Here is a 12,355-nt window from a genome sequence, read left to right on the forward strand (position 1 = left end):
AGCGGCCTCGCTGCGCATTCTGCTATTTGATTTCACCTGACGCCCCAAAATACGCACTACACGTGCTTTATCGTTGGTGCGAATTGTATCGAAATATTGACCGGAACCAGCAAGGCGAACGTTTCTCAAGCCATCAGGGACAAATTCCAACTAACAACAGAATTAGTCCTGACGCTCCCAACTAACTACTACTAACAATACGCTTGCGTATCTGATGCAACCAGCCAAACTTTGCGCGAGAGCACAGCGGCGGACGCGCGCGCAGACCGCCCCCCGGGCGACACGACTGGCGTGACAGGCCACAGGACAAACGAAAAGGCCGGGATCTCTCCCGGCCTTCTTGCCACGGTGGGGGGCTGCCGTGGCGCGGCGCTGACGCGCCTATGGCTTGCCGCGGTCCGTGCGAAGCTCAGAACTTCGCGCGGATGCCTGCATAGGCGGCGAGCGGCATGCCCGGCACCATGCTGCGCGGGTCGTTCAACGCGAACGCCGTTCCTCCGCCCGCGGTGTTGAAGCCGGCGGGGTCGAACACGGTACCAGCCGAGTAGTAGCGCTGGTTGAACAGGTTTTGGATCAGGCCGAACACCTCGACGTTCTTGGTCACCTGATAGGACGTATTCAGGTTGACGACCCAGTACGCTGGGACCTTCGGATAGACATTGGTCTCGTCGTGCAGCAGATACTGACTGCCGACATAGTTCACGCTAGCCCCAACCCTCCATGCGTCGGTCACGGCATATTCGGCGCCGAGCTTCAGGCGGTGCGCCGGGATGCCCGGAATGTGGTTGCCGGAGACCACGCCCACGGGACCATTGACCGGATCGTTGACGGTGAACGCGCTGCGGAAGGTGGCGTCGATGAAAGTGTAGTTGGCATAGGCGGTCCACCGGTTCCAGGTGAGATCGAGCTTGGCCTCGACGCCCTGGCGCAGGGTGGTGCCGGCGTTCGTGAAGTAGCCGCGCACCGGGTTGATCGGATCGACGACCTGGATGATGTCGTCCGAATTCTCGGTGCGGAACAGGCTGATGCCCCAGCGCAGCCGCCACCCATCGTCCATGATGGGAGCCTTGACCGGCGCCTTGCGATAGGCCGGCAGGTCGGCGGCCAAGGCCGAGCGTCCGCCGGACAGCTCGCCGCGCAGGCCGCCCTCGACGGTGCGCGACACCACCTGCTTCAGCGGCGGATCGGCGATCAGGAAGTTGTCGATCAGGCAGGGGTTGTTGGGATCGGAGCAGCCGAGCTCGAGCGGGGTCGGCGCGCGGTTGGCTTCGGAGTAGCCGGCATACGCCGTCATGTTCGGCGTGATCTTGTAGGTCAGGCCGACGACGGGATTGAAGCGCTGGAAGTTGTTGTCGCTGTTCAGCAGCGGCGCAAAACCGCTCTGGTCGCGCAGGTTGATCTGCGCCCAGTTGAAGCGGCCGCCAGCCGTCAACGCCAGCTGCGAGGTGATGTCGAATGTGTTGGTCGCATAGATGCCGAGATAGGTGTTCTTGGCATTCAGGTTAACCGGCGAGATGTCCGCCTGGGGCTGGTCGATGAAGACGCCGAGGCCGGTGACGAACAGGTTCTGGTCGACGGTGCCGAGCTCCGACGTCGCCGAGAAATTGGTGTTGCCGTGATCGAGGCTGGCGCCAACAACGAAGTGATTGTCGTGGCCGAACAGCTGCGTCGTCGAGGTCGCCTGCAGCGAGCCGCCGTAGCTCTGGCTCTTGACCTGGTTGCGGTCGATCTCGCCGAGCACGGTATCCGGGGCCAGTGTGTTGGCGACCGGCCCGGCACGGTTGATGTCCCACACGGTGCCCGTGCCGTCGTCGAGGCCGAACACGCCGCCATTGTCCTGAACTTCGGTGTTATTGCCGTCGATTCGTGACGTTCGGTAGTTGCGATAGTAGCTGTTGGCCTGCACGGTCCAGGCGTCGCTCGGCGTCCACTTCAGGCTCGCCTGCACCATCTGCATCTGCAGATGCAGCGACTGCGGCCAAGTGAAGACGCTGGACCAGCGGTTGTTCAGCATCTCGATCGGCGTCGCCGCCACCGAGCCGAGCTTGTTGTCCGCGCCGGTGAAGGACAGATGGAATTCGGCGGTGTCGCCGCGCGCGCCGAAATCGGCATACATGCGCCGGACCTGCGAGGAGCCCGAGAAGTCGCGCCAGCCGCGGTCATAGGCGCCTTCCGCCGCGACATAGGCCGAGTACGTGCCGTTATTCCAGCCATACTGCGCGCCGGACTGCAGGCGGCCGAACGAGCCGCCCATGAACTGCGCCTCGCCGCCCTGATAGGTGAAGCCGTTCTTCATCTCGATCGACAGCGCGCCGCCGGTGGCATTGAGGCCGAACAGCGGATTGTTCGGCATCAGGGTCATGCGCGCGATCGCCATCTCCGGGATCAGGTCCCAGTTGACGACGTCACCGAACGCCTCGTTGATGCGGGTGCCGTTCTGGTAGACGGCGATGCCCTGCGGCGTGCCGAGCACCGGCGAGGCGGTCTGGCCGCGATAGTTGACGTCGCGCTGGAACGCGTTGCCGGTCTGGTCGCCGAGGGAGACACCCGGCACCGACTGCAGGATTCCGTCGAGCAGCGTCGGTGCCCGGGAGTGATCGAGCTCGCGCGCGCCGATGGTCTCGACATTGGAAGGAATCTTGTCCTTCGCCATCTCGCTGCCCTGCACGGGCGAGACGCCGACCACTTCGATGGTCTGCAAAGTCTGCTGCGCAAATGCAGCCGTAGGTAGCAACGCGCACGTTGCGAGAAGCGCGCTCTTCAGCGCCCGGAGTCTGGTCAAGACGTCCCCCAGTTTCTTGTCGACCGCTTCCGGCACGAGCCCACGCCCCTGAGCCCACCCCGCCAAAACCGGTCAATTCACACGACTTACGAACGGTAACATTCGTAAACAGCGGCCAATACTGTCGCAATGGGGAATATTCTTCGCGATCTAGGGACAATTTTCCCGAATCCGGAAATTGGCGATCATTTGGCCAATTTTCATTCCCGTTGCAGTCACATTGTTGCACTCGGTCCTGGTTTGCAACAGAACAGCAGCGGTGGGAACACGAAGCACCTTGGCGCACATAGCAGCCGTCCGCATCGTGGTCGCCAGTGCAGCATTGGCTCGAGAGAGCGAGACCTGGATCGGATGTATCGCGTTCTGCTCGTGGATGACCACCCGGTCGTGATCACGGCCTGCCGCTGGCTCCTCAACACGGCGGGGATCGCCCGGCTGTCGGAGGCGCACGACGCCGAGAGCGCCTACGACGTCTATGTCCGTGAACGTCCCGATGCGGCAATCGTCGACCTTCGTCTGCAGGGCGATGATTTCGGTGGCATTGCGCTGATCGGGCGAATGCGCTCGCATGATCCCCGCGCCCGCATCCTGGTGTTCAGCATGCTCGCGGACCCGCGCGTGGTGCGCTCCGCGATCGAAGCCGGCGCGAGCGGCTACCTGCTGAAAGATGCTCCGCCAGACGAACTACCGATAGCGCTGGAGCAGGTGCGGTCGGGCGGCACCTATCTCGATCCACAGCTCGCGACGCGTATCGCGATGCTGCGCAACGACCCCGACGGAAGCGGATCGACCTCGCTGACGCCGCGCGAACGGCAGGCGCTCGCATTGCTCGCCGAGGCGAAATCCTATCAGGCGATCGCCGATCAGCTCGGGATCAGCTACAAGACCGTGATCAATCTGACTTACCGGCTGCGGCAGAAACTCGGGGCACGCAGCCTGCCGGACCTGGTGCGCCTGGCGGTGGAGATGTCGCGTCCGGGGTTGTGAGGCACAGCCTGGGCCCGGGACGCCAAAAAGCCCAGCCGAGCCGCAGACAGAAAGAGGGCCTGCGGCGGTGTCCCGTCGCAGGCCCTCATCGTCTCGCGCAGCGGTCCGATCCGGACCGTGCCTTACTTCAGCAGCTTGGCGACCGACTTCAGCTCTTTCGAATCGAGCGTGCCGTCATTGTCCGGATCAGCCGCCTTGAAGCGGCCGGCCACGAGGGCGAGGTACTCGACCTTGGTCAGCGTGCCGTCATTGTCCGGATCGGCGGCCTTGAGATCCTTGGCCGAGACCCGGCCGCGCAGCTCCTTGGCGTCGAGCGTGCCGTCGCGGTCGCGGTCGAGCTTGTCGAACAGCGCAGCGGCCGCAGTGCGAATTTCGTTCATGTCGGCGGTGCCGTCCTTGTCGGGATCGATCGAAGTCAGCAGCTTCGAGCCGGCCGGCGCACTCGCGGCCATCGTCGACGTGCCGACGATCGCAGCCATTCCGACGGCGGCTGCCGTCATCATCAGTTTCCAATTCATCGAATTGATCCTTTGTCTCCGCCGTCCGATGGGGCGGCGATGAAGGGTGCGGTAAAAACGTCTGCGGACGCCGCCGGTTTCGCCAGCGACGCGGGCATGTGTTCCGTGGAACTAAGCGACGTTCCGCATTTTCGCAAGTGCAAGAAGCACGTGAGCGGGAAATTACCGACCCGGTTTTCGGGATCAGAACCTGGGTCCATGCAGGAAGTATTTCCCTGGACGGTCGTGACGGGAGGCCCTATCGGCATCGGAGTCGACGCTTTCGCGCGCTTCGGCCCGCGCGGTGACAGCAGCACGCCCCTGCTTGCTGATATGGACCTGGCGCATCCCCCTGCGATACAACGTCGCACGTCCGGCCATCGCCTCGTCGTCGCTTTTGCGAGTCCGGACCATTTCGCGGCGGCTGCATCCACTCCCCGTTGCACCGATACAAGGCTTCTTGGCCGGGCTCATTTTGGCCTGCAACTGGCTCCACCAGGCTTCCAGATCCTCGCGTAGCAGCCTGTCCCGCGCGAAGGTGGGTCCGGCAAACAGCAACGAAGCGGACATCACGACGGCGATCATCACCAGCGGCCTTGCTGAGCCGGTGCTCGCGCGACGTCGGTGCTCTTCCGTGTAGGTCAATTGGCCTCCGATCTCCGGAGAGCCCGGTAATCGAGAACGCATGGTGTGGTCGATGTCTTTCATCGCTCCGTGGCCTCAATGTGTTTGCAACGCGCCACATTCATCGTCGTGATGAGATTCACTCGCGCCTTCGTTGCCATATTCTTCTCGGTCAAAATCTCCCGTTCGGCTTGCCAAAACATCCCTATTGCCGCCGCATCGCACGCCGAGCCGCGAATGAGGCAAAACGTAACTACGTGTTTCCCGATTGCGTCACCTTTCAGCCGGTCCCGTCGCATGTTTTCGCCGCGTCGACTCGTTAGCTCATCATGGGAGGGGAGAGCGGGGACGATGCTGTCGACCGATCATACGCAGGCACGCCGGGCAACACGATGGGGCTATGCGGCCGCCAGTGCCGCTTTTCTGCTCGCACCATTCGGTGCGGCCGCCGAGGAGATCCAGGGCAACGATCCCGCCTCACCCGGCCACTTCCAGATCGAGCAGCGCTTCGGCTATCTCACGACCTTCAACCCGCAGCAGCAGAATGGCGGACGCCGCGTGCCGCAACGCGCGGTGACCGGCGAGACCGAGATCGGCTATTCGCCGACCGAATGGTACGAGATCGCGCTGACCTCGCCCTATGCCTTCGCGCGCGCCAACGTGCCGATGCAGCTCGGCAACGTGATGGACAATGGCGTGCCCGGCTACTCATTCCAATCCGGCGGCGTCACCATCCGACAAACCTTCATCCAGGGCGACCGGCTGGAGCGGACCGTCTTCCTCGGCCTGGTGTCACGCACCATCCTGGCGCCGCAGGGCGGGCTCACGCCGGATCTGTGGGTCGCCAACAAGGCCGGCGCCGGCCAGCCCGGCGCGCCACGTTTCGTGCAGGAGGCGACGCCGCGGTTGGCGCAGATGTTCACGCCGATCATCGGCGTCAATCTGCCCGACGACTATCAACTCATTTTCAACGCCAACATGACGTTTGGCATCGACGGCGCTGGCTCGGCCTTCGAGCCGTCGGTGCGATTCGTGAAACGCCTGAGCAACCGCTGGACCGTCGGCATCGAGCATTTCTCCAATCTCGGACCGTTCGGACACATTCTTCCTTGGCACCAGCAGATGCAGACGCTCTATGCCGTTGCCGACACCAAGTTCAAGGGCTTCGAGTTCAGCGTCGGCGTCGGCTATGGCCTGACCAACGCCTCGCGCGGGCTCGCGATCAAGAGCAGCATCGGCAAGGATTTCTGATCGCGGCCCGGCTGCCATCCGCTCATCTCATCCTCAATCATAAGAAAAGGACATTCGTCATGCGTCGCCTCGTTACCGCTTGCGCTCTCGCCATGCTGGCCGGCTCTGCCGCCTCAGCCGAGGATGGTCCGCGCTTCCTCAATCGCACCGGGCAGACCATCGTGAAGATGTACCTGGCCGCTGCCGGCACCAAGACCTGGGGCGAAGACCAGTGCAAGAACGACGACGAGGGCATGCTCGACCACAACGAACGCATGACGCTGGTCGGCGTGAAATCAGGCCGCTACGACATCAAGCTGTCCGAGAAGGGCGGCCGTACCTGCCTCGCCAAGAACATCGAGCTCAAGGAAGGCGCGCAGTTCGTCGTGCGCGATACGGATCTGACCGAGTGCTCGAAGTAGACGACGCGCGCAGCGCGGCTGCAACGCTCAACGCTGACGCAGGTGCAAGGGAACGTTGAGCGATTCCTGCGCCTGCCGCATCACGGGGGGAAAGCGCGGGAACGGTGCGGCGCGCTCGACAATCGACAGCGCCGCTCGATCGAGCGCGGGCGAGCCAGAGCTGCCGGCAAGGCGTCGTGACAGTAGCCGGCCGTTACGATCGATCACGACCATCACGGTCGCGGTGCCACTGGCACCGTTGCCGTCGGATGGATAGCTCGCGGCGCGAGCAATGCTCGCCCGGACCTGGCTGTTCCAATTGGCCTGGCCTTCGCGCGCGCCTTCGCTGTCCTCGCCCGCATTCGGCGCCAATGCGACACGAGAAGGCCGGCTCGCCGGCGCCGCGGCAGCCTTCGGTGGTGCAGGCTTCTTCTCGGCCTTCTCCTTAGCGTCCTTCTTCTCTACCGGCTTGCGCTCGACACGCTCGGGCGCGGGTGCTGGCTTCGGCTCCGGCGGCTTCGCCTCGATCGGCTTCGGCGGTGGCGGCGGCGGCAGCACGACGTCATCGGCCCGCGGCGGCTCGGGGGCCAGCGCGACCTGCGGCATGGGCTCAGGCTGCGGGATCGTCTCGGGCACCGGCTCCGGCTGCGCCGTGACCTGCGGCTCGGGATCGGGCTGCGCCTGCGGCACCGGCTCCGCGACGGCCTCGCGGGCAACGGGCTCCTCCTTCGCCGGCTCCTCCTTCGGCGGCTCGGCCGGCGGCATGGGCTCGGCAGGCGTCTCTTGCGCGACCGGAGCCGGCTCGTTCACCACCGCGGGCGTGAACACGACATCGAACGCCTCGGCCTGCGCGCGTCCGTCCGGCGTCGGGCGCAGCAGCAAATAGCCCGCGGCGAGCCCGACATGCAGCGAAGCCACCAGGATCGCGGCGACGCTCCACAGCGTCCGCTCGCGGCGCTCCTCGTCGTCGAACGGACCGAGCGTCAGGACGCTCACTGCGCACTCCGGTCTTCCAGCGCGACCAGCGCCACCTTGGTGTAGCCGGCGCGGCGCAGCGCGCTCATCAGCGCCATCACCTCGCCATAGGGCAGCGTCTGGTCGGCACGCAGCAGCACGCGCTGGCCATGATCCGACTTGGTCGCGGCATCGAGCGAAGCGGCGATGTCGGCTTGCGCGACGCTCTGGTCACCGACGGCGAGCGAGCGGTCGGCCTTGAAAGTCACGAACACAGGCGTTTCCGCGCGCGGCTGCGGCTCGGCCGAGATTGCCGGGAGATTGACCGGAATGTCGACGGTGGCGAGCGGCGCCGCCACCATGAAGATGATCAAGAGCACCAGCATGACGTCGATGAACGGCGTCACATTGATGTCGTGCGTCTCCTCGAACTCGTCGGTACGCCGGGCAAGCTTGACGGCCATGGCTCACTCCGCCGGATTGGCGATCGACATCAGCGGCGCATCGACCGCTCGAATGGCGCTGCGGCGCGCCTCGGCCGGCCCCGCGTGCTGGCGGTCGAGATCACGGCTGAGCAGGCGCATCACCGCCACGGAGGCATCGGCGATGACGGCGCGATAGCCGCCGGTCGCACGCGCGAACAGATTGTAGATCACGACGGCGGGAATGGCGGCCGCGAGGCCGAAGGCGGTGGCGAGCAGCGCCTCCGCGATACCCGGGGCGACCACCGCGAGGTTGGTCGTATGCGCGTGCGAGATGCCGATGAAGCTGTTCATGATGCCCCAGACCGTGCCGAACAGGCCGACGAACGGCCCGACCGCGCCGACGGTGGCGAGAATGCCGATGCCGCGGCCGATGCGCGCGACCGCTGCGGCCTCGATGCGCTCGAACTGCCACGAGACGCGCTCCTTGATGCCGTCGGCCGGCAGGCCGCGGGACCTGTCGATCTCGTCCTCGGCCACCGCCAGCAGCCGGCTCACGACTCCGCCGTCGGCGGAAATGCGGCCCGTTGCATCTGAGAGCGAGCGGGCCGCTGTCGCCGCAGCGAGCGAGCCGCGGGCCGTGCGCAGCGCCGAGCGGAGCTGAATGGTCTTGACCACCAGCACGGTCCAGGTGGCCACCGAAGCCAGCGCCAGACCGATCATGACCGCCTTCACGACGATGTCGGCCTGCATGAACATGGTCCAGGGCGACAACGCCTCGGGCAGCGTGCTCGCGAGGCTGGCGACGTGCGCCTGATCCATGGTCGTACTCCCTCGATGGCTTCGGGGCTGGTGATCACGATGACGGCTCCGCCCACCGGGGCGCTCGTCAAATCGTTCTGAAGCCTTCTTGTTTCGTGTCCTTGAGGCGAAGTCGCGGCGAACGTCGCAATCATCCCGAGAACGAAAGAGTGCAGCCTGTCCGCATCCGCTTCAAGGCGCTTGCCTTGTGGAATATGTCCCAAATGACCCGGGAATATCTCCCGGTTCGCATGGCTCGGGCGCCTAACCGGTCAGGCCATCAGCGATCAGGAGCCCGGCCCGCTTGCTCCGATTTTTCCGAATCACGATGACAGAGCTTGAGTCCCATCGGCCATCACTCCAGGGCGGCCCCGCGGGGATCCGCGCCATCCCTCGGTTGCCCTCATGACGCACAATCGGAAGTCCGGTGCAGAGGCGCACAAGGGACGTGCATGCGGCGTCCGATCTCCAGCCAGCGATCTCCAGCGACATTCGGAGCTACACGACGCCACCTTCGGTCTTAGGCCACCTCATCGGCGAGGCACTGCCGCCTGCATCAATTAGTTTACGACTAATAACTTGAACCTCACTCATTGCCGGTACCTCGATGGGCAACACCGGTATCCAGCTCCGAGTTGTCGGGACCTGACATGGCATGTGTGCAAGTGCGAAGTTCATTTAACCTCGATTTAATGTCGCGCCTCCTAGCGTTTTCGAAATCATCGACATCGTCAAGGAGAGCGGGATCCGATGAGGAAACTGCTTCACGAATTTCGGCACGACACGCGCGGCAACTTCGCCGTGACGTTCGCGATTCTGTTTGTCGCAATGGCCGGTTTCGTCGGCTTCGGCATCGACACCTATCGCGCCCAGTCTGCCAAGGTCGCCATCAAGCAGGTCGTGAACCGGACTTGCGAGCGAATTCAATCCAACGTCAGCATGGCGACGCAGAACACCCAGGACCTGCTGAGTCAGGCGAGCGCCTTCGCGGCCTCTCAGATGGTCGCCAACCTGCCGAGCGCGAAGTATGATGTGACGAACGCCGGCACGTCCTATACCGTCACCGGCACCTACACCGTTCCCGTCACCTTCACGAGGGTGCTCGGCGCGGCCGACGTTCCGGTTTCGGCCACCGCGACATGCGACAGCACCGCCTTCTCGCTGTCGAAATGCGTCGACCCGGTGTTCTCGCAGAACGCTCCGCTCGGCATCAGCCTGGTCAAGGGCGTCATCACGCAGAAGCACGTGCAGAGCTCCGGCGCGACGACGACGACCACGATCTCCACGGGCCTGCCTTCCGGATCGACCTATGTCGTGTCGCTGGCCCGCGATGGCGACCCTCCGACGACCTATTACCGAGCCAGCCACGCCGGCGACTACACCGACACGTTCACGATATCGAGCACCGGCACCATCGGGACCTTCGGCAACAGCCCTACCAGCGGCGTTACCGTCGCCGACACCGACATCCTCTACATTCAGCTCCTCAACGCCGACGGATCGATTCCGATGATCTGTCCGGCCTCGCAGACGACGACAACAACCACGACAACGACAACCACGACCGGCAGCACGACGACCTCGACCAGCACCGCGCCGAAAGGAACGTGTGGGCCGCACTACGATACGTTCAGCGGCCAGAGCCCGACCAAGAGCCTCTATAACAGCAGCAAGTTCGTCTCCACGACGACCTTCGCCTATTCGAGCCAGGCCAGCGTCAACGGCAAGAACGTGATTCCGCTCGCCGCCGACTACGAGCCGAACACCACGAGTATCCAGGTCGCGGGCGTCACGAGTTCCGGGAGCACGACCACATTCAGCTCGACGTATCAGAATCTGTACGTCTACAACATGATCAACCAGAACGCCGCCAATCTCAAATCATACATCGACAGCGGCAAGTATCTGGCCTTCGTGCGCGGTCCCACGAGCGCGATCTGGGTCGACGGCAGCGGTGCCTGCACGGAGCTGGAATCTCCGATCGCGCTCGACCTGACCGGGCTCGGGCGCATCGTCACGACCGGCGAAAGCACGGCGCCGCTCGGACGCCGCTCCGCGATCGGCAGGACGGTCAGTTTCGATCTCATGGGCGATGGGCATCCGGTGCAGGTCGAGTGGCTGGTCGGCAACGGCCAGGGATTCCTGGTCGACAACCGCGACGGCCAGGCGGCCAAGAAGATGGACGGCAAGCGGCTGTTCGGAACAGCGGACGGCCATGCCGACGGCTATGCCAAGCTGGCCGAATTCGACCACAGCGAAACCGGCGTGCTGCGCGGCGCCGACCTCGACGGCTTGGCGGTCTGGATCGATGACGGCACGGCGACCGCGACGGACGCGAACATCGTTCCGGTCAGGACGCTCGGCATCACCGAGATCAGCGTGCGCGCCGAACGCCAGGACGACGGCCGCGGCAACGAGGTGATGCGCTCCTGGGCCTCGCTCGGCGGCAAGCGCATCATGACCGAGGATATCTGGCTCGGAATCGCGCGATGAGTCGTCCGTTCTCCTGGCCTCGAAAGCCCGGCCAGCCGCTGTCGCGAGCGGCCGGCATCGCGCGCCGGTTTCGTCGCGACGACCGCGGCGTCACCGCGATCGAGTTCGCAATGCTGATGCCGCTGTTCTGCGTGATCCTGTTCCTGATCGTCCAGTTCGGCTATCGCTACTACTATATCTCTGTGCTGCACGAACAGACATTCGCGCTCGGCCAGACCATCATACCGCAATCCACGCGGCCGGCCAACATCGCGGCCGCAAAGAGCATCCTGACCAACAATCTGAGCTCCAGCTACGGCATCACCGCGAGCAGCTACACGCTGTATGTCGGCCAGGTCACAGCCAACAGCCCGACGACGAGCGCCTCGGCGACCGACTACTACGCGCCGCAGAGCGCGGTTCCGGTGCTGATCAGGGTGGTGTATCCGAGCAAGCAGCTGCTCGATCTCTCATCCATGCTGTCGGCCTGGCCGGCGCTGTTCGGCAACAAGATCGACACCTCCATCGTGATCGTCCCGAAATGATGTTCCGGTCGAAACTGCATCCCAGGTCGTTCATCGCGGACCGCCGCGGGGTCGCCGCGGTCGAGTTCGCGCTCGCCCTTCCGCTCATCGCCACGCTGCTGATGGGCCTCTGCAATCTCGGCGAGGCACTGATCTCCGATCGGATGACGGTCGAAGCCGCGGAGGCCATGATCCGCGCGGCCGACGCGATGATCGCACCGGCCCAATGCTCCATCACGACGTCCGGGTCGACGGCTACCCAGAGCTGCACGCCCGCGTCGCTGTCGACCGACAGCATCAACACGCTGTCCAACATCATGGGCATCACGATGACCGGCAGCACCCTCTCCGGCACAAATCTCTCGAATGTCGACGCGGTCATCTACCGCGTCGTGAACCAGGACGGTACCTACACGGTGGCGAACACGTTCATCGTCAGCGGCAGCGGCGCCGTCACGTTCAGCACGTCCTCGCTCAAGAATTATCTGCCGGTCGGTGGCTCAACCCTGGTCGCCTGCGTCAAGTACAAGCAGACCATGCTGTTTCCGTTCTTCAGCCTTCCTCTGACGCTGACCGCGCAATACTCGCTCTGAGCCGGTCTCCGCGAAACCGCAGTTCCGCCGCGTCAACGAAAAAGGCCGGGATCGCTCCCGGCCTTTCC

The 12,355-nt window shown here is 64.3% G+C and carries 12 protein-coding genes; 6 read left to right on the forward strand and 6 right to left on the reverse strand.

What is annotated here, in order from left to right; all coding sequences use genetic code 11:
• Positions 1-409: 409 nt before the first annotated feature.
• Positions 410-2,782: a TonB-dependent receptor gene (locus ACQR1I_RS28345; RefSeq protein WP_434868612.1), complete on the reverse strand. Its 2,373-nt coding sequence runs from the start codon at positions 2,780-2,782 to the stop codon at positions 410-412.
• A gap of 129 nt (positions 2,783-2,911) precedes the next feature.
• Between ACQR1I_RS28345 and ACQR1I_RS28350 the strand changes: the two genes are divergently transcribed.
• Positions 2,912-3,769 (forward strand): response regulator transcription factor, encoded by an 858-nt coding sequence (locus ACQR1I_RS28350; protein ID WP_434868613.1) that lies wholly within the window; start codon positions 2,912-2,914, stop codon positions 3,767-3,769.
• Between the two features lie 122 nt (positions 3,770-3,891).
• On the opposite strand, the gene ACQR1I_RS28355 is transcribed toward ACQR1I_RS28350, so the two are convergent.
• Positions 3,892-4,248, reverse strand: a complete 357-nt coding sequence (locus ACQR1I_RS28355; RefSeq protein WP_434868793.1) for an EF-hand domain-containing protein — start codon at positions 4,246-4,248, stop codon at positions 3,892-3,894.
• Between the two features lie 222 nt (positions 4,249-4,470).
• Complete coding sequence (locus ACQR1I_RS28360) at positions 4,471-4,974, reverse strand: hypothetical protein (protein WP_434868614.1); 504 nt, start codon at positions 4,972-4,974, stop codon at positions 4,471-4,473.
• Positions 4,975-5,241: 267 nt separating this feature from the next.
• On the opposite strand from ACQR1I_RS28360, the gene ACQR1I_RS28365 reads away from it, so the two are divergent.
• Both ACQR1I_RS28365 and ACQR1I_RS28370 read left to right on the forward strand, forming a co-directional pair.
• Positions 5,242-6,141, forward strand: coding sequence for a hypothetical protein (locus tag ACQR1I_RS28365; protein WP_434868615.1), 900 nt, complete (start codon positions 5,242-5,244; stop codon positions 6,139-6,141).
• A gap of 59 nt (positions 6,142-6,200) precedes the next feature.
• Positions 6,201-6,542, forward strand: coding sequence for a hypothetical protein (locus ACQR1I_RS28370; RefSeq protein ID WP_434868616.1), 342 nt, complete (start codon positions 6,201-6,203; stop codon positions 6,540-6,542).
• Between the two features lie 27 nt (positions 6,543-6,569).
• Here the strand turns inward: ACQR1I_RS28370 and ACQR1I_RS28375 are convergent, their stop codons facing one another.
• The 3 genes from ACQR1I_RS28375 to exbB are packed head-to-tail and all read right to left on the reverse strand — an operon-like array spanning position 6,570 to position 8,719.
• Positions 6,570-7,517, reverse strand: a complete 948-nt coding sequence (locus ACQR1I_RS28375) for a TonB family protein (RefSeq protein WP_434868617.1) — start codon at positions 7,515-7,517, stop codon at positions 6,570-6,572.
• Positions 7,514-7,939, reverse strand: coding sequence for a TonB system transport protein ExbD (gene exbD / locus ACQR1I_RS28380; protein ID WP_434868618.1), 426 nt, complete (start codon positions 7,937-7,939; stop codon positions 7,514-7,516). The genes ACQR1I_RS28375 and exbD overlap by 4 nt, the downstream gene beginning before the upstream one ends.
• Before the next feature lie 3 nt (positions 7,940-7,942).
• Positions 7,943-8,719 (reverse strand): tonB-system energizer ExbB, encoded by a 777-nt coding sequence (gene exbB / locus ACQR1I_RS28385; RefSeq protein ID WP_434868619.1) that lies wholly within the window; start codon positions 8,717-8,719, stop codon positions 7,943-7,945.
• Between the two features lie 729 nt (positions 8,720-9,448).
• Here exbB and ACQR1I_RS28390 point away from each other — a divergent pair.
• From ACQR1I_RS28390 to ACQR1I_RS28400, 3 genes are read left to right on the forward strand one after another with little or no spacing between them, the layout of a single operon-like run.
• Positions 9,449-11,191, forward strand: coding sequence for a TadE/TadG family type IV pilus assembly protein (locus ACQR1I_RS28390; RefSeq protein ID WP_434868620.1), 1,743 nt, complete (start codon positions 9,449-9,451; stop codon positions 11,189-11,191).
• Positions 11,188-11,715: a TadE/TadG family type IV pilus assembly protein gene (locus tag ACQR1I_RS28395; RefSeq protein ID WP_434868621.1), complete on the forward strand. Its 528-nt coding sequence runs from the start codon at positions 11,188-11,190 to the stop codon at positions 11,713-11,715. The genes ACQR1I_RS28390 and ACQR1I_RS28395 overlap by 4 nt, the downstream gene beginning before the upstream one ends.
• Entirely contained in the window at positions 11,712-12,287 is a 576-nt protein-coding gene (locus ACQR1I_RS28400) for a TadE/TadG family type IV pilus assembly protein (RefSeq protein ID WP_434868622.1), read from the forward strand. Before ACQR1I_RS28395 ends, ACQR1I_RS28400 begins: the two co-directional genes overlap by 4 nt.
• Positions 12,288-12,355: the final 68 nt, after the last annotated feature.

This window comes from Bradyrhizobium sp. HKCCYLS2038, assembly GCF_051167655.1.
Classification (GTDB): domain Bacteria; phylum Pseudomonadota; class Alphaproteobacteria; order Rhizobiales; family Xanthobacteraceae; genus Bradyrhizobium.